Consider the following 22,275-nt stretch of genomic DNA (forward strand, 5'->3'; position numbering starts at 1 on the left):
TAAATTCCCATGGTCACAGATTCTTATAGTTTAAAATTCACTTATAACATACGGTCTTGTTAACGTAAACATGAGAAAAGTCTAATTTTTCCTGGTCCGATATTATATTGAATAGGTTTTGCCATATTTATTTGCTACCGTTTCCACAGACATTTTTTGATGAGTACGTTTTTTTCATTATCTCGCGGGGAGCCGGAGCGTCACTGAGCGATTTTATCCGCTCAGTTTGACTTTTGTTACTGTTTTTATTCAGGATTTGGAGCCAGTGCGATGAGAGGGTTGCGGATATTTAGCCTGTTTTTTTTACTGTATCTTCCGGCCGCGTTTGCCAATAAGGAAATTCCGATCTGGCCAAATGAAGTGTCAGCAAATAATAAATTTATTAATTTTAGTAAAAACCCGGCCATTAATAACCGGGCTGTTACCCACGTCGATGCGCCACAAATGATTTATGTTCCGGCAACCGGAAAAAATAATCATGCGGCGGTGCTAATCATTCCCGGTGGGGGTTTTTCTTATATTATGAAAGATCTTGAAGGGCTGGACGTGGCCAACGTGCTCAGCCAGCAGGGCTACGCTTCATTTGTGTTAATTTATCGTCTGCCACATGACGGTTCAGCGCAGTATCGCCAGCAGGCTTTTGCCGACACCCAGCGAGCGCTGCGGCTGATTCGGGCCAATGCGCAGCAGTACCAGGTGGCGCCTGACCGCATTGGCGTGATGGGCTTTTCCGCCGGCGCCTTTCTCGCCGCCAATCTGAGCAACACCCCCGATGAAGCTAACTATCAGGCCGTCGATGCGCAGGATAAGGTGTCGGCGCGCCCGGATTTCAGCGCGCTCATCTATCCGGTGCTGTCGCTGAAACAGGGCGTCACTCACCCGGGCACGCGCGCGGCGCTGTACGGAAAAGATCTCAGTGCCCAGCAAATGGCGCAGCTTTCGCAGGAAGATCGCGTCAGCGCACACACGCCGCCGACTTTTCTGGTGCAGGCGCTGAACGACGGCACCGCCTCACCGCAAAACGCGCTGGGCATGTTCAGCGCCCTGCGGCAGAACAAGGTCAATGTGGAGCTGCATCTGTTCCAGCAGGGTGGTCACGGCTTTGGCACCGGCCAGAAGCAACATCTGCCGGTGCAAAACTGGCTCACCCTGTTCCACGCCTGGCAAAGCAGCCTGGTGAAGCGGTAAGCGGGAAGCGCCGCGGTAACGCAGATGCCGCAGAGGAAACGGAATTCCTCCCTGGGCAGTTATACGGTGTCTGCCAGCACACCGTCGGTTAGCCTGGCAAGGATTTGATCATAACTGCTGCACGGCAACTTACCGATCAACACACGGTTATGGTTACCGGCCTGAGCGAGAGGGTGAGCGCTACGTCAAACGGCTGTGTCTCGATAACTCTTTGCAGACGATTTATGAGGCTTCCATTTGATTGCGGTGCACGAAAGCAAATAAATCACTCATGGTTTTGCAGTGCAGTTTATCCATCAACCGGCTTTTATAAGTGCTGACGGTTTTATTACTGACGCCCATCCGCGCCGCGATGCGCATATTATTCAGGCCCTTAATAATGTGATGGAAAACCTGAAACTCCTGTGGTGACAATGATTCAATCATTTTTTTCTCCGCCAGCGTGCTATCCTGCTCCATTTGCTGCATAAAACCGCCCAACGGGAAATAACCGTAACCACGTTGTGTCACCTGAATAGCACTGACGATCTCTGGCATATCGGTTTTTTTACTGACAAAGCCATTGGCACCGCTGCGCAGGCTCTGCACGGCATACACGTTTTCATTTTTTCCGGAGATAACAATGATTTTTCCTGGAAAACTCTGCTCGCGCAACGACTTAACCACTTCAATTCCGTCCAGCGACGGCAGGTCGATATCAATGATGACGATATCCGGCTGCTGCTGCTGAATCAACGTTACCGCTTCCCGGCCATCGGCGCTTTCGGCCAGCACCGTATGTCCATTTTGTTCCAGCAAATAACGAACTGCCATCCGCGCGATCGGATGGTCATCAACCACAACGACCTGAGCCATAGTTAACCTTTTCCTGATGAGTGAATGACAGGTCAAACTTTAGTCGCTCGCTGAATTTTATATATTGCGTATGATCAAGAACAATAAAATAATTATTTGTAGTCTATGTCCTACAGAGTGAATTTAATTTCAAAAAGGAATTTCTTATTCCGCTTAGGGGAGTTTTATTTCCTGGTGGGAAATATACATTCCGTTTCTTTCACTCAGTTCATTAATTAATTAACCGATGCCAAATCGCCTTTTCATCGTAATGGCTTTTACTGTGACAGTTTGCCTTTTCCTATTGGCAGCATGATTAACGCGGATGCCTGGTCAGGGCGCCATCCACCCTCAGCCGGGATAAATTGTTGCCGCCAGCGTGGTTTGCTACAGTAGCGGGAATTTCAGAGGAAACGTCCATGCCACGCGATAACCGCCTGTCCCGCTCGCTGCACGCGCTCATTCATCTTGATCGTCACGTTAAACGCGCTACTTCCGATGCCATGGCAAAAATGCTCGGCACCAACCCGGTGGTGGTGCGTCGTATGATGTCAGGGCTGCGTGAAAAGGGGTATCTGGTGTCGGAAAAGGGGCACGGAGGCGGCTGGGAGCTGCGCGCGGACCTGCGCGATATCACGCTGCTGGATGTGTATCAGGCCATCGGCTCACCGGCACTGTTCAGCATTGGCCCGGCGGCCGATCCTTCGCCCTGCCTGGTTGAACATGCGGTAGACGCCCGGCTCGACCAGGCGCTGAGTGAAGCCGAAGCGCTACTGCTGCAGCGCTTCAGCCAGATTACCGTGGCGGACATCGCCGAAGACTACCTGCAAAAAATGGCCAGCCTTGGGCTGGATCCGCATACCTTTCCGCGCTGCAGCGACTAACCCGCGCGGCCGTTAATCCTGCTTCTGCAATTTGATCTGCGCGTCATGCTTCATCACATGCGTGGTGACGGCGGCCTGAAACACTTTAAACATCATACCGCTGACAAACGTGGTCAGCGTCAGCGTGATGAAGGCTGTCATGAACCAGTCGACCAGCGGCCAACCGCTGTTCAGCAGCGTTGGGTGGTAAATCAGCATCGCGGCAAACACCACCCAATGGCTCAGGCAATAGAAGCAGTGAAACAGATGACCGAGCAAGGCGTGTTTGCGTGCGGTCCAGGCGCGCAAACCGGCAAACAGTTCGGTCTGCGTCATGGTCATCGCGATGCTGGCTGAGGCTAGCGCAATCGCCAGGCACACACCCATGTCAGAGAGTAAAAAGGCATGCATAGATTTTCTCCTTTGTGACGATTGGCGCAGCGGAAAGAACGGCGGCTTATCTTTCATGTAACTTACGATATTACATGATGTGCGCTGACGCAACAGCGTGTTCTCCCCGGCAGAGTAGTGATATGCAAATTGGCGAGTTATCGCTATTTATTGGCTTTATGCGCAAACACAGCCAGTCGTCCTGTTTTTACAATGTCCCAGATTGAGTCGCACCACGGCATCAGGAGGAGAGGATGGATATTCACGCAGCCTTTATGCATCAGCTGATGATGTGGATAGAGGCGAATATTGAACAAAAGCTCATGCTGGAGACGGTCGCGCGGCGGGCCGGTTATTCGCAGTGGCATTTGCAGCGGCTGTTCCGCAGCTATACTGGCGTGGCGCTGGGAGCCTATATCCGTGAACGGAAGCTAACGGCTTCCGTCATCACCCTGCTCAGCAGTAACACGTCGCTGATGCAGATTGCGCTGCAGTTTGGCTTCGATTCACAGCAAACCTACTGCCGCACCTTTCGGCGCATGTTTGACCTGCCGCCGGGCGCTTTTCGTCGCAAATACCGGCACAGCCTGCCACCGATTGACGGTCCGGCTAGCCTGCTGATGCTGCATTCGCAGAGTCGGCTGGCGTCGTAAAGTATTTGCCTGGCGTTGAGCCGAAGGCGGCGCGAAACGCGCTGATATAGCTGCTGACGCTGTCGAAGCCCACCTGCCAGGCAACCTGCTGCACGCTGTGGCCCGCCGCCAGCCCTTCCAGCGATTTCAGCAGGCGCGATACCTGACGATATTTACTCAGGCTCATGCCAACCGCGCTCGACCAGTGGCGACTCAGGCTGCGCGCGCTCAGACCAGCCCACTGCGCCAGCTCCGGCCCGGTGCGTGTATCAGCCGGATCGTCCATCAGCAGGCGTGCAATCTGCCGCAGGCGTGGCTCTTCCGGCAGCGGCAGGGTGAGTTCCTGCGGCGTGGATTCGTACAGTTCATCAAGAAACACCTGACCCAGCCGGGTATAGCGCGCGCTGCTCCACAGTTCAGGCTCCAGCACCGCCAGCCGTTCTGCCAGCGGCTCCAGCACGGTCGGGCAGGAGAGCAGCACCGGCCGATCCGGCAGCGGCGCAGCCAGCGCTTCGTCAATCAGTACCGTCCAGCCCAGCACGCGCCCCGGCCCGACAAGGGCATGGTCAAACCACGGCGGAATCCAGCCGACCAGCCGCGGCGGATTAGCAAAAATGCCCGACGAGGTGTTCACCGTCATCAATCCCTGGCGCAGACAAAACAGCTGACCGGCGGCATGACGATGCGTGCGTCGCTCGCGATCCAGCTCCTTCGACAGTGACACGGCAATGACTTTGGGCGCATCCGGTCGCATCAGCCGCTGGCGCAGCTCTTCCTTACGCGGATCGCCAGAGAACGGAAGGTTGTCGGATGGATGGATGAGCATGGCTGGGCCTGAGTGGTGAGTGGCGGAAGATCACAGGAGTCGAACCTGCCCGGGACCGCTGGCGGCCCCAACCGGATTTGAAATCCGGCCGCCTCACCGGAGACGACGATCTTCCTTTGAAGATGCCGCGCAGTATAGCGGCAATTGGCGGCAAAATCTTGATCGCAGCGGGGCGTTATTGCACCTTCTCGCCGTGATGCTGTCGATACTCCTTTGGCGTAGTGGCGTAGCTTTTCTTAAACACCGAATAGAAGTACTGCAGGGAAGGATAGCCGCACATCTGCGAAATTTCATTAATATTCAATGAAGAGCAGGCCAGCAGTTCACGCGCTTTCTCCAGCTTCTCGCGGTGAATCATGGCGTGAATGGTGTCGCCGGTCTCATCGCGAAAACGTTTTTCCAGATTGGAGCGCGACATGCCAATCGCATCCAGCACCTGTTCGACCTTGATGCCTTTACAGGCGTTAAAGCGGATGTAATGCATTGCCTGAATCACCGCCGGATCGCGCAGCGAGCGAAAATCGGTAGAACGGCGGGCAATGACTTTCACCGGCGGCACCAGGATACGTTGCAGCGGCAGCGTTTGCCGATCGAGCAGGCGATGCAACAGCTTGGCGGCCTGATAACCCATCTGGCGCGTGCCCTGGGCTACCGAAGAGAGCGCCACGCGGGACAGATAGCGCGTCAGCTCTTCGTTATCGATACCGATTACGCTGAGCTTCTCCGGCACCGGAATTTTCAGGTGTTCACAGGCCTGCAGTAAATGACGCGCACGCGCGTCGGTCACTGCGATAATGCCGGTCTGCGGCGGCAGCGTTTGCAGCCAGTCGGCGAGGCGGTTTTGCGCGTGCTGCCAGTTTTCCGGCGCGGTTTCCATCCCCTGATACACCACACCCTGGTAGCGCTCGCGCATCACCAGCTGGCGAAACGCCTGCTCGCGCTCCTGCGCCCAGCGTTTGCCGCTGGCGGCGGGCAGGCCGTAAAACGCAAAGCGATGAATGCCTTTCTCTTTCAGGTGCAGAAAGGCACTCTCCACCAGCGCAGCGTTGTCGGTGGCGATGTAGTGCACCGGCGGATAATCCTGCTGGCGGTGATAGGAGCCACCAACGCCGACAATCGGCACCGGCACATTGCTGAGCAGGCTCTCGATTGAGCTGTCGTCGTAATCCGCAATGACGCCGTCCCCCAGCCATTCGCGGATGTTGTCGATGCGACAGCGGAAATCCTCTTCAATGAAGATATCCCAGTCGGTTTGCGAAGCCTGCAGATAATCGCCGACCCCTTCCACCACCTGGCGGTCATACACCTTGTTGGCGTTAAACAGCAGCGTAATACGGTAACGTTTTTCGTGCATCGTGGCGCGCTCCCTTAAACCTGTTGCGCATTGCATAGCACGGCGGAAAAGGCAGCAGAAATTGTTTGCGCCACATTGTGATCGCCCACGCGATTACACCCGGCGGCGCGTGGCCGTATCCATCCACACCGCCAGCAGTAAAATCGCCCCTTTAACGATGTACTGCCAGAAGGTCGGCACGTCCATCATGCTCATGCCGTTATCCAGAGACGCCATGATGAAGGCGCCCATCACCGCGCCGGCCACCGAACCGACGCCGCCCGCCAGGCTGGTGCCGCCAATCACGCAGGCAGCGATGGCGTCCAGTTCGGCAATATTGCCCGCAGAGGGCGAACCAGCACCAAGACGTGAGCTGAGGATCAGGCCGGCGATAGCTACCATGACACCGTTGATGGCGAATACCGCCAGCTTGGTGCGCGCCACGTTGATGCCCGACAGGCGCGCCGCGTCAATGTTGCCGCCGATAGCGTAAATCCGCCGTCCGAAGGCAGTGCGCGTGGCCATAAACATGCCGCCGAGCAGCAGCAGTGCCAGCAGCAGGACCGGTGTTGGCACGCCGCGGTAATCGTTCAGCAGCCAGATGGCCCCCAGCACCAGTACAGCGGTAATCGCCTGACGTGCCACCGTGCCACTGGCAGCCGGTTGGGATAATCCCAGCTGCTGGCGACGCAGCCGCAGGCGCCATTGCCAGAGAATAAACAGTGCCAGACCGGCGAAGCCGAAGGCAAAGCCAACGCCGCCGGGCAAATAGCTTTGCCCGATCTGCGACATCGCTGGCGTCGTTGGCGCAACGGTGGTGCCATCGGTAATACCAACCAAAATGCCGCGAAACGCCAGCATGCCCGCCAGCGTGACGATGAACGAAGGCACTTTACGGTACGCGACCCACCAGCCATTCCAGGTGCCCAGCAACAGGCCAAGCACCAGCGTTACCACGATGGTCAGCGGCAGCGGCCAGCCGAGCCAGACGTCAAAGATGGCTGCGGCACCGCCCAGCAGGCCCATCATCGAACCGACGGAAAGGTCGATTTCCGCCGAGATAATGACAAACACCATGCCCACCGCGAGGATGCCGGTGATGGCGGTCTGGCGCAGCAGGTTAGAGACGTTGCGTGGGCTAAGCCAGGCACCGTCGGTGGTCCAGGTGAAGAACAGAGCGATAAGCACAATCGCTCCCAGCATCACCAGCACCTGCAGATTGAAGCGCGGAAACTTGCCCGGCGCTGGCTTGCCCGGGGTACCGGACAGGCTCTGGCTACTTTCAGTTTTAAGCATAATGTTCGCTCCGCAGGGCAGCTTCCATGACCTGCTCCTGAGTCAGGTTGTCGTTAATCAGATCGGCTTTGATTTGCCCTTCGTGCATCACCAATACGCGGTCACTCAGACCCAGCACTTCAGGCAGTTCGGAGGAGATAACAATCACCGCGATGCCCTGCTGCACCAGCGCGTTAATCAGCAGATAGATCTCCTGGCGAGCGCCGACGTCGATGCCGCGCGTCGGTTCATCCAGAATCAAAATGCGCGGATTGAGCAGCAGGCATTTGGCGAGGATCGCTTTTTGCTGATTACCCCCGCTGAGGCGGCCAATCGCCAGCTCGGGTGAGGAGGTTTTGACACGCAGACGGCGGATAGCATCGTTGATCGCCTGCTGCTCCTGGGCTTCATCCAGCGTGGAGAAGCGATGGCTGTATTGATCCAGCGCGGCCAGCGTGATGTTTTTCCCCACGCCCATCAGTGGCACGATGCCATCTTTTTTCCGGTCCTCCGGCACCATGGCGATGCCGTGCGCAATCGCTGCCCGGCAATCGTCAATCTTCACCTGCTGACCATCAATCCAGATTTCGCCCTGCCAGCGACCGGGCCAGACACCAAACAAGCACTGGACCGTTTCGGTGCGTCCTGCACCCACCAGCCCGGCAATACCGAGAATTTCGCCGCGCTTCAGGCTGAACGACACATTATTGACGCGGCGCACGTGGCGGTTGACCGGATGCCAGGCGGTGAGGTTTTCCACTTTCAGCACCGTTTCGCCGATCTCGTGCGGCTGGTGCGGATAGAGTGCGGTGAGTTCGCGACCCACCATCATCGTGATGATGTCATCTTCACTCAGCCCGGCTGCTGGCCGTGTGGCAATATGCTGACCATCGCGGATCACACAGATGGTGTCCGAAATTGCTTTGACCTCATTAAGCTTGTGGGAGATGTAGATGCAGGCAATACCGTGCTCGCGCAGGTTAGTGATAATCCCAAGCAGCACTTCGGTTTCCTGTTCGGTGAGCGACGAGGTCGGCTCATCAAGAATTAGCAATCGCACCTGCTTATTCAGCGCCCGCGCGATCTCTACCAGTTGCTGCTGGCCGAGGCCGAGCTCGCCAACTTTGGTGGCAGGCGAAACGTTAAGTTTGACCCGCTCCAGCAGCTGCTGGCAGCGCAGCGTCATGGTTTCATCATCGACCATACCGAAGCGACCGAGCTCGGCACCGAGGAAAATGTTCTCCATGACCGTAAGCTGCCGCACCAGCGCCAGCTCCTGATGAATAATCACAATGCCTTTGCGCTCGGTGTCGCGGATGGTTTGCGCCTCGATGCGATCGCCGGCAAAGCGAATTTCGCCGTCAAATTCGCCGTGCGGGTAAAGCCCGCACAGCACTTTCATCAGCGTCGATTTGCCCGAGCCGTTCTCACCGCACAGCGACATGACTTCACCGGCTTCGAGCCGCAGGCTGACGGCATCCAGCGCTTTTACCGCGCCGAAGCGCTTGGTGATGTTGTTCATTTCCAGCAGCATCGATCTGCTCCTTCGCGTTTCAGGCGCTTAGAGTTCGCTCTGTTTATGGAAGCCGTCTTTCACCACGGTGCTTTCGATGTTGTCTTTATTGACCGGAATCGGCTTCAGCAGGCGCGACGGCACCTCTTTCAGGCCATTATTCAGCTTGCTGTTGCTGGCGGGCGTTTTGCCGTCGCCCAGTTCCACCGCAATTTTTGCCGCTTCGGTGGCGAGTTCGGTGATGGGTTTGTACACCGTCATGGTTTGCGTGCCGTTCATGATGCGTTTGATGGCGGCGAGATCGGCATCCTGACCGGAAATGGCGACTTTGCCCGCCAGTCCCTGCGCGCTCAGCGCCTGGATGGCCCCACCGGCGGTGGCATCGTTGGAGGCAACGACAGCATCAATGTGGTTGCTGTTAGCGGTCAGCGCGTTTTCCATAATTTTCAGCGCATTCTCTGGCAGCCAGGCATCAACCCACTGATCGCCTACGACTTTGATGCTGCCGTTATCGATGTAAGGTTTTAACACTTTCATCTGGCCGGCACGGAACAGACGCGCGTTATTATCCACCGGCGATCCACCCATCAAAAAGTAGTTCCCTTTAGGTACCTGTTTAACCAGACTTTCGGCCTGCAGTTCGCCGACTTTTTCATTATCAAACGAGATATAAAAATCGATGTCGGCATTATTAATCATGCGGTCATAAGCGAGGACTTTTATGCCTTCGCGTTTCGCTTCGGCCACCACATTACTCAATACCTGACCGTTATAAGGAATGATGACCAGCACATCGACACCGCGGTTGATCATATTTTCAATCTGTGAGATTTGCGTCTCTTCATTGCCGTTGGCCGACTGGACAAATACTTTGGCCCCAGACTTTTCCGCCTGGCTGACAAAAATGTCCCGGTCTTTCTGCCAGCGTTCCAGACGTAAATCATCGATCGCCATACCGATTTTCACTTCTTTCGCCAGCCCAGCGTGGCTGAACAGGGCCAGTGCAGCGCTGAGGGCTAACAGCGTGTGTCTCATTTTCATCATGGTCATCCTGTAGGTTGAGGCTATTGTCGTTGTAAGGCTATGAACCAGGGCGGATGAATTGTTGCCCTGCGACGTGAACAACATCAATTACTGATTTTTATCCTGCTATTACGTTTTTTTGTTTATTTGTGATTCTTTGAGCGCGATCGAAATTTTACGCGGCCATCTGTTAAATCTTGCAGCGGCGCTGCGCGCCGGCACGCGATGTAATTAAATACATGGATTTGCGAGCTGCCGCACAAATAATAATTATCTTAAGTTCAGTGTGAAATATCGTAATTGAGCTGAACGCTTACGCCTCCGCAAAATAACGCTTCACTGCTGACCATTCGGGTCTGATGCTAAGGAGCACAACATGCACGCTTATTTCGACCAGCTTGAGCGCGTTGATTATGAAGGGGCCAATACCACTAACGCACTGGCGTTTCGTCATTACAATCCGCAGGAAGTGATTCTGGGTAAAACCATGGCGGAACACCTGCGTTTTGCCGCCTGTTACTGGCACACGTTCTGCTGGAACGGGGCGGATATGTTCGGCGTGGGTGCCTTTGATCGCCCGTGGCAGAAAAATGGCGATGCGCTGCAGCTGGCGAAGCTCAAAGCGGATGTCGCGTTCGAGTTCTTTTACAAACTCAACGTGCCCTATTACTGCTTCCATGATGTCGATGTGTCACCGGAAGGTGATTCGCTGCGCAGCTACCAGGAAAACCTGGCGGTAATGACAGATAAGCTGCTGGAAAAACAGCAGGAAACCGGCGTCAGATTGCTGTGGGGCACCGCGAACTGCTTTACGCATCCCCGCTATGCGGCTGGCGCGGCGACCAGCCCGGATCCGGAAATTTTCGCCTGGGCAGCCAGCCAGGTGTGCAGCGCGATGCAGGCGACGCAGACGCTGGGCGGTGAAAACTATGTGCTGTGGGGCGGACGCGAAGGATACGAGACGCTGCTGAATACCGATTTGCGGCAGGAGCGCGAGCAGATCGGGCGCTTCATGCAGATGGTGGTGGAGCACAAGCATAAAATCGGTTTCCAGGGGATGCTGCTGATTGAGCCGAAGCCGCAGGAGCCGACTAAACATCAGTATGACTTTGATGTCGCGACGGTCTACGGTTTCCTCCGCCAGTTTGGCCTGGAAAAAGAGATCAAAGTGAATGTGGAAGCCAACCATGCCACGCTGGCGGGTCACTCTTTCCATCATGAAATTGCGACGGCGATTGCGCTGGGCATCTTCGGTTCGGTCGATGCCAACCGCGGTGACAGCCAGTGCGGCTGGGATACCGATCAGTTCCCGAACAGCGTCGAAGAAAACGCGCTGGTGATGTACGAAATCCTCAAAGCGGGCGGGTTCACCACCGGCGGCTTAAACTTTGATGCCAAAGTACGGCGCCAGAGCACCGACAAATACGATCTGTTTTATGGCCACATCGGCGCGATGGATACCATGGCGCTGGCGCTGAAAGTGGCGGCGCGTATGGTGAGCGATGGTGAGCTGGATAAGCGCGTGGCGCAGCGCTATAGCGGCTGGAATGGTGAGTTCGGCCAGCAAATTCTGAAAGGCGAGTTTTCTCTTGCCTCGCTGGCGGCGCATGCTCAGCAGCAGCAACTCAATCCGCAGCATCGCAGCGGACGCCAGGAGCAGCTGGAAAATCTGGTGAATCACTATTTGTATAATTTCTAATCCATCGGGAGCTAAGCATGGTTATCGGGATCGATTTAGGCACCTCCGGCGTTAAAGTGGCGCTGCTGGATGCGCACGGCCAGGTTAAGGCAACGGCCAGCGCGCCGCTGCAGGTGACGCGTCCGCAGCCGCTATGGAGCGAACAGGATCCCGAAAGCTGGTGGCAGGCCACCGATAGTGCCATGCAGGCGCTGGCGCAGCAGCACGATTTACGCCACGTCAGCGCCATCGGCTTTAGCGGCCAGATGCACGGCGCGACGCTGCTGGACGCCGCGCATCAGGTGCTGCGTCCGGCGATCCTGTGGAACGATGGGCGCAGCAGCGCGCAGTGTCACGAGCTGGAGCAGCGCGTGCCGACGTCGCGTCAGATTACCGGCAACCTGATGATGCCGGGTTTTACCGCGCCCAAATTGTTGTGGGTGCAGCAGCATGAACCGGCGATATTTGCGCAGGTAGCAAAAGTGCTGCTGCCGAAAGATTATCTGCGCTGGCGGATGAGCGGCGATTTCGCCACCGATATGTCAGATGCGGCGGGAACAATGTGGCTGGATGTGGCACAGCGCGACTGGAGCGATGCAATGCTGGCGGCGTGCGGGCTGAACCACAGCCACATGCCGCAGCTGTTTGAAGGCAACCAGATTACCGGCACGCTGCTGCCGGAAATTGCGGCGCGCTGGGGGATGGAGCCGGTGCCGCTGGTGGCCGGCGGCGGCGACAATGCGGCTGGCGCCGTGGGCGTTGGCATGGTTGAGCGAGGGCAGGGCATGCTGTCGCTCGGCACCTCCGGCGTCTATTTTCTGGTGAGCGAAGGCTATCTCAGCAATCCGCAACGCGCCGTGCACAGTTTCTGTCATGCGCTGCCGCAGCGCTGGCATCTGATGTCGGTGATGCTGAGTGCCGCCGCCTGTCTGGACTGGGCCGCTGCGCTGACCGGCTGCGATGATGTGCCGCACCTGCTGGCCGAAGCTGAACGCGCCAGCGCGCAGGCCACGCCGGTATGGTTTTTGCCTTATCTTTCCGGAGAGCGCACGCCGCACAATAATCCGCAGGCACAGGGGGCTTTCTTTGGCCTGACGCACCAGCACGGCCGGCCGGAACTGGCGCGCGCGGTGCTGGAAGGCGTGGGCTTTGCGCTGGCGGAAGGCATGGATGCGGTGCATGAGTGTGGCGTACTGCCCAACACGGTGATGCTGATTGGCGGCGGTGCGCGCAGCGCGTACTGGCGGCAGATGCTGGCGGACATCAGCGGACTGACGCTGGATTATTGTCACGGCGGCGAGGTGGGACCGGCGCTCGGTGCCGCGCGCCTGGCGCGGCTGGCGGTGGACCCGGCCAGCGAATGGCCGGCACCGGCGTTAGTGCAGCGTCATCAGCCGGACGCCACGCAGCATCAGGCGTATCAGCCGCGCCGTGCGCGCTTTGCGCAGCTATACCAGCAGCTGTTGCCACTGATGTCCTGATTTGGCTGACGTATGGCCGGATGAGGTCGCAAGGCGTGAACAGAGTCGGGTATGATGGGAAGAATCGATGAAGATACGTGGCCGGATTTGGCTGCGCATCTTCGCCCATCGTTACCCTTCATCGCCTGAGGAACCCACCATGCCGCAGCCCGTCTATTTTCTTGTCCTGCCGGGCGTCATGGCGCTCGACCTCACCGGGCCGGCAGAGACGCTGCAGCTGGCGGGCGGACATTTTGCGCTGCACTACATCGGCCCACAGGCGAGCGTCACCTGTTCGACCGGCATGACCATTGCGGATATTGCACCGCTGCCCGCCACGCTACCCGATAACAGCCTGCTGATTGTGCCCGGCGTGTTCGATTCCCGCATCTGGTTCGATACCGGGGCTGCCGGGCAGGCGCGCGACTGGCTGCGCCAGCAACACGGCGCGATTCATACGCGGCGCATTACCCTCGTGTGTATTTGCTCCGGCGCGCTGCTCTCCGCGCAGGCTGGTCTGCTGGATGGCGTACAGTGCACCACGCACCATGATGTGTTGCCGCGCCTGAAAGCTGCCGCGCCGGCTGCGCTGGTGAAAGACAACCGCGTGTTTGTGGAAGATGCCGGCATCTGGACCAGCGCGGGGATTACTGCCGGTATCGATCTGGCGCTGCACCTGATCAACCGTCTGTGCGGCGCGCGGCAGGCGCTAACGGTGGCGCGGGAGATGGTGGTGTGGTTCCGCCGCTCGGGTGACGATCCGCAACTCTCGCCGTGGTTGCGTTACCGTAATCATCTGCATCCGGCGATTCATCGCGCGCAGGACGCGATGATTGCGCATCCGGAACATGACTGGTCGCTGGGCGCGCTGGCCGAACGCGCCCACGTCAGCGAGCGCCATCTGACACGCCTGTTTCGCCAGCATCTGGGTATCAGCGTGCGGGAATACCACGAGCAGCTGCGGCTGGTGATTGCGCGCCAGCGCCAGCAGCAGGGGGAAGCGGCGGAAAAAGCGGCGCTGGCCGCCGGCTTCTCCTCGGCACGCCAGCTGCGCCGCGCCCGGCAGCGCTGGGACGATCAGCTCACCAGATGATGCTTGTCCACGCGTTTCAGCACCATTGCCAGCAGCAGGCTGCCCAGCAGGGTTACGCCAAAGACCCACGGCAGATCCAGCCACGGCCGCGACATATCGTCGTAATGATGGGTACGCAGATAGTGAATGAACAGCGCATGGAAACCATAAATCGGCAGCGAATAGCGTGAAATGGTCGCCAGCAGCGGCAGCGGCCGGTGGTTCAGCACATTTTTAAACAGCACCAGCAGGCTTATCGCCGCGATAAACACCAGTGGGCCACAGTAAAGATACCAGGTGTCATTAAACGCGCCGTTAATCTTCAGCATCTGTCTGGTGCCGAGCGCGATACCGATGACGCAGGCGATAAAACTCAGCCCGGCCAGCCAGCTGATGCCGCGCCTGTCGGTATCCATCACGCCAATCGCCCGTCCAAGCAGCGCGTACAGCAGGTAGTAAATCGAGTCGCCGCTGACATACAGATTGACCGGCAGCCAGTGGAACGGACCCAGCGACTGGCTGACGGTGTTCGGATTAGCGATCACCGCGAGGATCAGCACCAGCAGCGCCACATAGCGCGGCGGCACGTTTTTCACCTGAATCAGCGGAGACAGCAGGTAGATGCCGATAATGGCGAAGAAGAACCACAGATGGTAGAACACCGGCTTCTGCAACAGCTTCAGCAGCGATCGGCCTTCGCTGATCGGCGTCAGCCAGGTGATGTAGGCCAGCGCGACGGCGCTGTAGAAAAGCAGGCACAGCACAATGCGCAGCAGATGGCGGCCCTGCGCGCTGCGTTCGCCAAAGAACAGATAACCGGAAATCATGAAGAACAGCGGCACGCAGACGCGCGAAGCCGAGTTAAGCAGATTGGCGACGTCCCAGCTGGGTCCGGTGACTGCCATCGGTCCGGTGATGTACCAGGTGGTGGTGTGAATGACGATCACCATCAGACAGGCGACCGCGCGTAAGTTATCAATCCAGCAGATTTTTTGCGACATGGCTTCCTCGTGCGTACTCCGTGCGAAGAAGGGTAGCCAGTGCACAGCGGGCCAACAACCCCCGCAGCCTGGATTTCGGAGCTCTCTGTTAACCGCCGCACAACCGTGGCCGTCTGCGCCAGGATTTCCGGCTGCACAATGCGCGGTCAAAGGGTATACTGTCGCACTCTTTTTAAATCCACCCGTATCGCGTGCGAATTCAACATGCAAAAGTTTGATACCAAGACCTTTCAGGGCCTGATCCTGACCTTGCAGGATTACTGGGCGCGTCAGGGCTGCACCATCGTCCAACCGCTGGACATGGAAGTGGGCGCTGGCACTTCTCACCCTATGACTTGCCTGCGTGCTCTCGGGCCAGAGCCGATGGCGAGCGCCTATGTGCAGCCATCGCGCCGTCCCACCGATGGCCGCTACGGTGAAAATCCGAACCGTTTACAGCACTACTACCAGTTCCAGGTGGTGATTAAGCCGAACCCGGACAACCTTCAGGAGCTGTACCTCGGATCGCTGAAAGAGCTCGGTATCGACCCTGGCGTGCATGACATTCGCTTCGTCGAAGATAACTGGGAAAACCCAACGCTGGGCGCCTGGGGACTCGGCTGGGAAGTGTGGCTGAACGGCATGGAAGTTACGCAGTTCACCTACTTCCAGCAGGTCGGCGGCCTGGAGTGTAAGCCGGTGACCGGCGAGATCACCTACGGTCTGGAGCGCCTGGCGATGTACATCCAGGGCGTGGACAGCGTGTACGATCTCACCTGGAGCGACGGCGCGTTCGGCAAAACCACCTACGGTGACGTGTTCCACCAGAACGAAGTGGAGCAGTCGACCTACAACTTTGAGTACGCCGACGTCGATTTCCTGTTCAGCTGCTTCGAGCAGTATGAAAAAGAGGCACAGCAGCTGCTGGCGCTGGAAAAACCGCTGCCGCTGCCGGCCTATGAGCGCATTCTCAAAGCCGCGCACAGCTTCAACCTGCTTGATGCGCGCAAGGCGATCTCGGTCACCGAGCGCCAGCGCTATATCCTGCGTATCCGCACCCTGACGAAAGCCGTGGCGGAAGCTTATTATGCCTCCCGCGAGGCACTCGGCTTCCCTATGTGCAACCGTAATAAGTAAGAGGCAGCCATGACCGATAAAACTTTCCTGGTGGAAATTGGCACCGAAGAGTTGCCTCCGAAAGCCCTGCGCAGCCTGGCAGAAGCCTTTGCTGCGCACTTTACCGCTGAGCTCGACAGCGCCGGTCTGGCGCACGGCGACGTCAGCTGGTTTGCGGCACCGCGTCGTCTGGCGCTGAAGGTGGCACAGCTGGCGGCCGCGCAGCCCGATCGCGAAGTAGAAAAGCGCGGCCCGGCCGTCGCTGCGGCGTTTGATGCCGAAGGCAAGCCGACTAAAGCGGCAGAAGGCTGGGCACGTGGCAACGGCATCACCGTAGAGCAGGCTGAGCGTCTCAGCACTGACAAAGGCGAGTGGCTGGTGCATCGTGCTGCAGTAAAAGGCGAAAGCGCGCAGGCGCTGCTGCCGGCGATGGTCGCGACCGCGCTGAGCAAGCTGCCGATTCCAAAACTGATGCGCTGGGGTGCCAGCGACGTGCAGTTCGTGCGTCCGGTGCACACCGTGACGCTGCTGCTGGGTGATGAGCTGATTCCGGCCACCATCCTCGGTATTCAGTCCGATCGCGTTATTCGCGGCCACCGCTTCATGGGCGAGCCGGAGTTGACGCTGGACAACGCCGATCAATATCCGCAGCTGCTGCAGGAGCGCGGTAAAGTGATCGCCGATTACGCCATGCGTAAAGCCAAAATCAAAGCCGATGCCGAAGCCGCCGCGCAGCAGCTGGGTGGTAAAGCCGACCTGAGCGACAGCCTGCTGGAAGAGGTGGCTTCGCTGGTGGAGTGGCCGGTGGTGCTGACGGCGAAGTTTGAAGAGAAGTTCCTCGCGGTACCGGCTGAAGCGCTGGTGTACACCATGAAAGGGGATCAGAAATACTTCCCGGTTTACGCCGAAGACGGCCAGCTGCTGCCAAACTTCATCTTCGTCACTAACATTGAATCGCGCGATCCGCAGCAGATCATTGCCGGTAATGAAAAAGTGGTGCGTCCGCGTCTGGCCGATGCCGAGTTCTTCTTCAACACCGACCGCAAAAAGCGTCTGGAAGATAACCTGCCGCGTCTGGAAACCGTGCTGTTCCAGAAAGAGCTGGGTACGCTGCGTGACAAAACTGACCGCATTCAGGCGCTGGCCGGCTGGATTGCCGCGCAGATTGGCGCTGATGTCAATCACGCCACGCGCGCCGGCCTGCTGTCGAAGTGCGACCTGATGACCAATATGGTGTTCGAGTTCACCGACACCCAGGGTGTGATGGGCATGCACTACGCGCGCCACGATGGCGAAGCGGAAGATGTGGCGGTCGCACTTAACGAGCAGTACCAGCCGCGTTTCGCCGGTGACGATTTGCCGTCCAGCCCGGTGGCCTGCGCCGTGGCGATTGCCGATAAAATGGATACCCTGGCCGGTATCTTCGGCATCGGACAGCATCCGAAAGGCGATAAAGACCCGTTTGCGCTGCGTCGTGCCGCGCTGGGCGTGCTGCGTATCATCGTTGAGAAGAACCTGCCGCTCGATCTGCAAACCCTGACGGAAGAAGCGGTGCGCCTGTACGGTAGCAAGCTGAGCAACACCAACGTTGTTGATGATGTCATCGACTTCATGCTGGGCCGTTTCCGCGCCTGGTATCAGGAAGAGGGCCACAGCGTTGACACCATTCAGGCGGTGCTGGCGCGTCGTCCAACCCGTCCGGCCGATTTCGATGCACGTATGAAGGCGGTTTCGCACTTCCGTACGCTGGAAGCGGCCTCGGCGCTGGCGGCGGCTAACAAGCGCGTGTCGAATATCCTGGCGAAAGCCACCGAAACCCTGAACGACAGCGTGCAGGCGTCCCTGCTGAAAGAGAACGCTGAAATTCAGCTGGCGACCTTTGTCACCGCGCTGGGCGACAAACTGCAGCCGTACTTTGCGAAAGGCCGCTATCAGGATGCTCTGGTGGAGCTGGCGCAGCTGCGCGAAGCGGTGGATAACTTCTTCGACAACGTCATGGTGAATGCTGATGACGACGCGGTGCGTATCAATCGCCTGACGCTGCTGGCGCAACTGCGCGAGCTGTTCCTGCAGGTGGCGGACATTTCGCTGCTGCAGTAAGCGATGGGCAGAAGTGAACCGAAGGGACGAGCAATCGTCCCTTTTTTTGTTTCAGGCGGCAGAAGGGGTGAACAGGCGCGCGTCGCGCAGCAGGTGATCGTTACCGCGACGGCGGGTAAAGCCGCTGCGGTCAAAGAATTCCAGAATCTGCACCGCAACTTTGCGGCCGGTACCCAGCTGGTTGCGGAAGTCGGCGGCGCTGGTGCTGCCTCCGGCGGCCGCACGCTGACGAATCAGATCGGCGAAAATCTGGATCTGCGCGCTGCGGTAGTAGCGATCGCGCACGATCGCCGTGATATGGCCGAGACGCGCCGCGGTGAGCAATAAACCGCGAATCTGCTCTTCATCCTGCTGCAGCGCATCGGCAATGTCGCGCACCCACAGCGGCTGGTCGCTGAACAGCGGCTCGACCTGCTGCCACAGCGTGGCTTCCTGCGGATTAAAGCGCGGCGCGAAGTCGGGCAGGTGCAGCCAGCCCTGTTTCTGCCGCAACTCGCCTTGTGCCAGCATTTGGTCGATTAATCCCGGCACCAGCGGTGCCGGCGCATGCGGCAGCGCCACACGGCGCAGGCGATCGTGGCCGATGCCCGGCAGCTCCGGATGCTGCTGGTGGAAGGCGCTCAGCGCTTCCCGTAAACGCTGCTGCCAGGCGCTGGCCATTGTGTCGCTCATCAGGCTGGTCCCCAGCCGCACCGGACTCAGCGGCAGCAGCAGCGCGTCCAGCGCCGGCGCAGTGAGCTGGCGCGCCCAGCCGAGCTCGTCATACGCGGCCGGTTGATACGCCAGATGCGCCTGCAGGCTGGCGCTGTCATCCCGCGCCGCAGCCAGTTGCTGTAGCCACTGCAGGTATTCCGGCTGGCGTTTACCGCGCTTTTTGCTGTCGCACAGCAGTACGCGTCCGCCGCCCAGCGTGTGCTGCGCATTGCTGTCGCGGATAATTATCCGATCGTTTTCCGCCAGCCACAGCGGCTGGCTGAGCACCAGTTCAGCCACATCGTCCGTGAGCTGCGTTAAGCGGCCGGTGACGTGGCTGGCCGCGTGATGCAGATGCACCGGCTGTGAGGCCGTTTTCAGCGGTTGCAGCAGGCGCAGTGCAACGATCAGCCGCTGCGTGCCGGCGAGACGTGGCTGCGCCAGCAGCCAGTCGCCGCGCGTAATCTGTGCCTTCTCCACGTCACCGACGATATTCAGCGCGATGCGCTCGCCCGCCTGCGCGCGCGTCACCGGCTGGTTCTGCGCATGCAGCGCCCGCACGCGCAGCGGCAGGTTCAGGCTGCTGAGCCACAGCGTGTCGCCCACCCTGACTTCACCGCTCAGCGCGGTGCCGGTGACCACCAGCCCGGTGCCTTTCAGCGTGAAAGCGCGGTCGATGGCGAGGCGGAAACGGCGGCCAGGCTCAAACGCCGGTGCGTTCAGGCTGCTGAGGTGCTGGCGCAGCGTTTCAATGCCCTGCAGCGTATGGCTGCTGGTAACAAACTGCGCTGCCGCTGGCCAGCCGAGCTGCTGCGTGAGCTGTGCGACCTGCTGCTGCACCTCTGCGATGCGTGCGGCATCGACGCGGTCGGCTTTGGTCAGCGCCACGCTCAGCGGCGGCTGTCCGGCGAGGCTCAGCAGCTGTAAATGCTCACGGGTCTGCGGCATCACGCCATCGTCACAGGCCACCACCAGCAGCGCATGATGAATGCCGCCGATGCCGGCCAGCATGTTGGCGAGAAATTTTTCATGGCCAGGCACATCAATGAAGCCCAGCGTGCGGCCATCGGGCTGCGGCCAGTAGGCATAACCGAGATCGATGGTCATGCCGCGCCGTTTCTCTTCCGGCAGGCGATCGGCATCAACACCGGTCAGGGCCTGCAACAGCGCGGTTTTACCGTGATCGACATGTCCGGCCGTGGCAATAATCATGGTACTAAGGTCCGTATCAGGGCGGCTTCGTCATCAAGGCAGCGTAAATCCAGCCACAGTTTGCCCTCCTGCAGGCGGCCGATCACCGGGCGTGCCAGCTGGCGCCAGCGCTGCGCCAGGGCGTTGAGCTGGCTGCCGTGACCGTCGCGTGGCGTGAAGGTGATAGCAAAGCTGGGCAGGCGTTCGACCGGCAGCGAACCGCTGCCAATTTGCGAGGAACAGGCGGCGATCGCCAGCGAAAAATCGGCGCTGAAGGCGTGCTCCAGCGCCGCCATCAGACGTTCAGCCTGTTGCAGAATATCGTGCGCGCTGCGCGTCAGCAGGCGCAGTGTTGGCAGCGCTTCATGCAGGGTTTCCGGCTGACGATAGAGCTGCAGCGTCGCTTCCAGCGCCGCCAGCGTCATTTTATCGACGCGCAGTGCGCGCTTCAGCGGATGCTGTTGCAGCTGGTCAATCAGCGCTTTTTTGCCGACGATAATCCCGGCCTGCGGGCCACCGAGCAGTTTGTCACCGGAGAAACTCACCAGGCTCACGCCGGCCGCAATCAGCTGCTGCGGCATCGGTTCAGGTGGCAATCCGTACGCCGTCATATCCACCAGCGAACCGCTGCCGAGATCGCTGATTACCGGCAGGCCGTGCGCGTCGCCTAACTGCACCAGCTCGGCTTCAGACACGGCATGGGTAAAGCCCTGAATCTGGTAATTACTGGTATGTACCTTCATCAGCAGACCGCTATCCTCGCTGATGGCGCCGCGATAATCCTTCAGATGGGTGCGATTGGTGGTGCCGACCTCCACCAATCGGCAGCCTGCCTGGCGCATCACGTCGGGAATGCGGAACGCGCCACCAATCTCCACCAGCTCGCCGCGCGACATAATCACGTCGCGGCCCGCTGCCAGGCTGGCCAGCATCAGCAGTACCGCAGCGGCGTTGTTATTGACGATACAGGCAGCTTCGGCGCCGGTTAGCTCGCACAGCAGTGCGCTGACTGCGCGATCGCGATGGCCGCGCGCCGCGTCGTCCAGCGCATACTCCAGCGTTACCGGCTGGCGCAAACAGGCGCTGACCGCCGCGATTGCGCGATCGCTGAGCTGCGCGCGCCCGAGATTGGTGTGCAGCACGGTGCCGGTCAGGTTAAACACCGGGCGCAGCGCGCTTTGCTGCTGCTGCTGCGCGCGGCGCAGCGCTTCATCCGGCCAGCTGGCGTGCCAGTGCGGTAACGATTGATGTTGCTGAATGTGGTCGCGCGCCTCCTGCTGCATGCCGCGCAGCTGGCGCGTGATAAAGGCGGTACCGGTTTGTGCCAGCAGCGGCTGCAGCGCCGGATCGCGCAGCAGGCTGTCGATGGCAGGGAGCTGACTATAGAGGGCTTTCATCACATCACTTAGTGGGTGGGCGGAACCGTACGGGCAAAGCTTTCCCGCTCGAACAGCGTTTCTGCCAGTTTAACCAGCGCCGGGCGATTGACGCACCAGTTGGGCAGCACGCGGCGAAAATTGAGATAGCCCAGGGTGCAGCCGGTAGCGATATCGGCGAGGTTGAGCGTGCCGCTGTTGAGCAACTCGCCCTGTGCGGCGGCGGTTTCCAGCGCGTCGAGGCCGCGCGCGATTTTCTCGCGATTACGCAGCAGCACCTCTTCCGATTGCCGATCGCCGGGGCGCATCTGTTCGCGCACGATCATCACTGCCGCATCATTGATGCCGTCGGCCAGCTTCTCCAGCTGGCGGATCTGCAGGGCGCGCAGTGCGTCGTCGGGCAGCAGGGCTGGCGCATCGCCACGCAGCTCAATCACCTGAGCAATGATCGAGGAGTCAAACCAGGTCAGCTGCTGGTCATCAATGAAGGCCGGCACTTTACCCAGCGGATTGTACTGCGGGACGTGGCTGTCAGGCTCCCACGGAGAGTGGTTGACGAATTCAAACACCAGGCCCTTTTCCAGCAGGATCACTGAGATTTTGCGCACAAACGGGCTGGTATAGCTGCCAATCAGTTTCATCGAAGCCTCCGTGTGAATGATCAATTCAGGCAACAGGGATGACGCAGGTGAATAAACCTGGTCGCCATGAATGGCGACCCTACCATGTCCG

Annotated in this window: 19 protein-coding genes and 1 tRNA gene; 8 read left to right on the forward strand and 12 right to left on the reverse strand. The window is 59.0% G+C overall.

The features are described 5' to 3' along the window. Window positions 1-444 precede the first annotated feature (444 nt). Window positions 445-1,188 (forward strand): alpha/beta hydrolase, encoded by a 744-nt coding sequence (locus tag C1N56_RS00205; protein WP_309785754.1) that lies wholly within the window; start codon window positions 445-447, stop codon window positions 1,186-1,188. Between the two features lie 222 nt (window positions 1,189-1,410). On the opposite strand, the gene C1N56_RS00210 is transcribed toward C1N56_RS00205, so the two are convergent. Continuing rightward, window positions 1,411-2,079 carry a response regulator gene (locus C1N56_RS00210; RefSeq protein WP_238561361.1) on the reverse strand — a complete coding sequence of 223 codons (669 nt, stop codon included), beginning with the start codon at window positions 2,077-2,079 and terminating at the stop codon, window positions 1,411-1,413. Between the two features lie 362 nt (window positions 2,080-2,441). Between C1N56_RS00210 and C1N56_RS00215 the strand changes: the two genes are divergently transcribed. Further along, window positions 2,442-2,906, forward strand: a complete 465-nt coding sequence (locus C1N56_RS00215) for an Rrf2 family transcriptional regulator (RefSeq protein WP_132466954.1) — start codon at window positions 2,442-2,444, stop codon at window positions 2,904-2,906. A 12-nt stretch (window positions 2,907-2,918) separates the two neighbouring features. Here the strand turns inward: C1N56_RS00215 and C1N56_RS00220 are convergent, their stop codons facing one another. Continuing rightward, window positions 2,919-3,296, reverse strand: coding sequence for a DUF1360 domain-containing protein (locus C1N56_RS00220; RefSeq protein ID WP_104094301.1), 378 nt, complete (start codon window positions 3,294-3,296; stop codon window positions 2,919-2,921). A gap of 233 nt (window positions 3,297-3,529) precedes the next feature. Here C1N56_RS00220 and C1N56_RS00225 point away from each other — a divergent pair, with 233 nt between their 5' ends. Then, complete coding sequence (locus C1N56_RS00225) at window positions 3,530-3,928, forward strand: helix-turn-helix domain-containing protein (protein ID WP_058775597.1); 399 nt, start codon at window positions 3,530-3,532, stop codon at window positions 3,926-3,928. On the opposite strand, the gene C1N56_RS00230 is transcribed toward C1N56_RS00225, so the two are convergent. From C1N56_RS00230 to xylF, 6 genes are all read right to left on the reverse strand, one after another. Beyond that, window positions 3,885-4,733 (reverse strand): AraC family transcriptional regulator, encoded by an 849-nt coding sequence (locus C1N56_RS00230; protein WP_104094299.1) that lies wholly within the window; start codon window positions 4,731-4,733, stop codon window positions 3,885-3,887. The genes C1N56_RS00225 and C1N56_RS00230 overlap by 44 nt on opposite strands. A 20-nt stretch (window positions 4,734-4,753) precedes the next feature. Next, window positions 4,754-4,848: transfer RNA gene (locus C1N56_RS00235), tRNA-Sec, on the reverse strand. Window positions 4,849-4,908: 60 nt separating this feature from the next. Continuing rightward, a complete protein-coding gene (gene xylR / locus C1N56_RS00240; protein ID WP_150361097.1) occupies window positions 4,909-6,087 on the reverse strand; it encodes a D-xylose utilization transcriptional activator XylR in 1,179 nt (392 codons plus the stop codon). Window positions 6,088-6,180: 93 nt separating this feature from the next. Continuing rightward, complete coding sequence (gene xylH, locus C1N56_RS00245; RefSeq protein WP_275027343.1) at window positions 6,181-7,362, reverse strand: xylose ABC transporter permease XylH; 1,182 nt, start codon at window positions 7,360-7,362, stop codon at window positions 6,181-6,183. Further along, complete coding sequence (locus C1N56_RS00250; protein ID WP_058758165.1) at window positions 7,355-8,875, reverse strand: xylose ABC transporter ATP-binding protein; 1,521 nt, start codon at window positions 8,873-8,875, stop codon at window positions 7,355-7,357. The genes xylH and C1N56_RS00250 overlap by 8 nt, the downstream gene beginning before the upstream one ends. A gap of 27 nt (window positions 8,876-8,902) precedes the next feature. Beyond that, window positions 8,903-9,895 (reverse strand): D-xylose ABC transporter substrate-binding protein, encoded by a 993-nt coding sequence (xylF, locus tag C1N56_RS00255; RefSeq protein WP_058758164.1) that lies wholly within the window; start codon window positions 9,893-9,895, stop codon window positions 8,903-8,905. Window positions 9,896-10,253: 358 nt separating this feature from the next. Here xylF and xylA point away from each other — a divergent pair, with 358 nt between their 5' ends. The 3 genes from xylA to C1N56_RS00270 all read left to right on the forward strand — a co-directional run bounded on the left by xylA (window position 10,254) and on the right by C1N56_RS00270 (window position 14,108). After that, entirely contained in the window at window positions 10,254-11,576 is a 1,323-nt protein-coding gene (gene xylA, locus C1N56_RS00260) for a xylose isomerase (RefSeq protein WP_394516991.1), read from the forward strand. A 17-nt stretch (window positions 11,577-11,593) separates the two neighbouring features. Beyond that, window positions 11,594-13,036 carry a xylulokinase gene (xylB, locus tag C1N56_RS00265; RefSeq protein WP_394516992.1) on the forward strand — a complete coding sequence of 481 codons (1,443 nt, stop codon included), beginning with the start codon at window positions 11,594-11,596 and terminating at the stop codon, window positions 13,034-13,036. A gap of 139 nt (window positions 13,037-13,175) precedes the next feature. Further along, window positions 13,176-14,108 carry a GlxA family transcriptional regulator gene (locus C1N56_RS00270; RefSeq protein ID WP_058770764.1) on the forward strand — a complete coding sequence of 311 codons (933 nt, stop codon included), beginning with the start codon at window positions 13,176-13,178 and terminating at the stop codon, window positions 14,106-14,108. Here C1N56_RS00270 and C1N56_RS00275 read toward each other — a convergent pair. Further along, window positions 14,093-15,088 carry an acyltransferase gene (locus C1N56_RS00275; protein ID WP_278707481.1) on the reverse strand — a complete coding sequence of 332 codons (996 nt, stop codon included), beginning with the start codon at window positions 15,086-15,088 and terminating at the stop codon, window positions 14,093-14,095. The two genes, C1N56_RS00270 and C1N56_RS00275, sit on opposite strands and share 16 nt — an antisense overlap. A 204-nt stretch (window positions 15,089-15,292) precedes the next feature. On the opposite strand from C1N56_RS00275, the gene glyQ reads away from it, so the two are divergent. Next, complete coding sequence (glyQ, locus tag C1N56_RS00280; RefSeq protein ID WP_021506863.1) at window positions 15,293-16,204, forward strand: glycine--tRNA ligase subunit alpha; 912 nt, start codon at window positions 15,293-15,295, stop codon at window positions 16,202-16,204. A gap of 9 nt (window positions 16,205-16,213) precedes the next feature. After that, window positions 16,214-18,283, forward strand: a complete 2,070-nt coding sequence (gene glyS, locus C1N56_RS00285) for a glycine--tRNA ligase subunit beta (protein WP_394516993.1) — start codon at window positions 16,214-16,216, stop codon at window positions 18,281-18,283. A 51-nt stretch (window positions 18,284-18,334) separates the two neighbouring features. On the opposite strand, the gene selB is transcribed toward glyS, so the two are convergent. Genes selB through C1N56_RS00300 form a run of 3 tightly spaced genes read right to left on the reverse strand, consistent with a single transcriptional unit; the run spans window position 18,335 to window position 22,184 of the window. Continuing rightward, window positions 18,335-20,188 carry a selenocysteine-specific translation elongation factor gene (gene selB / locus C1N56_RS00290; protein WP_394516994.1) on the reverse strand — a complete coding sequence of 618 codons (1,854 nt, stop codon included), beginning with the start codon at window positions 20,186-20,188 and terminating at the stop codon, window positions 18,335-18,337. After that, on the reverse strand, window positions 20,185-21,564 hold the full coding sequence (gene selA, locus C1N56_RS00295; RefSeq protein WP_394516995.1) for an L-seryl-tRNA(Sec) selenium transferase: 1,380 nt from the start codon (window positions 21,562-21,564) through the stop codon (window positions 20,185-20,187). The genes selB and selA overlap by 4 nt, the downstream gene beginning before the upstream one ends. 8 nt (window positions 21,565-21,572) lie before the next feature. Continuing rightward, window positions 21,573-22,184 carry a glutathione S-transferase gene (locus tag C1N56_RS00300; protein WP_021506859.1) on the reverse strand — a complete coding sequence of 204 codons (612 nt, stop codon included), beginning with the start codon at window positions 22,182-22,184 and terminating at the stop codon, window positions 21,573-21,575. Window positions 22,185-22,275 lie beyond the last annotated feature (91 nt).

This window comes from Pantoea sp. SGAir0175 (genome assembly GCF_043547855.1).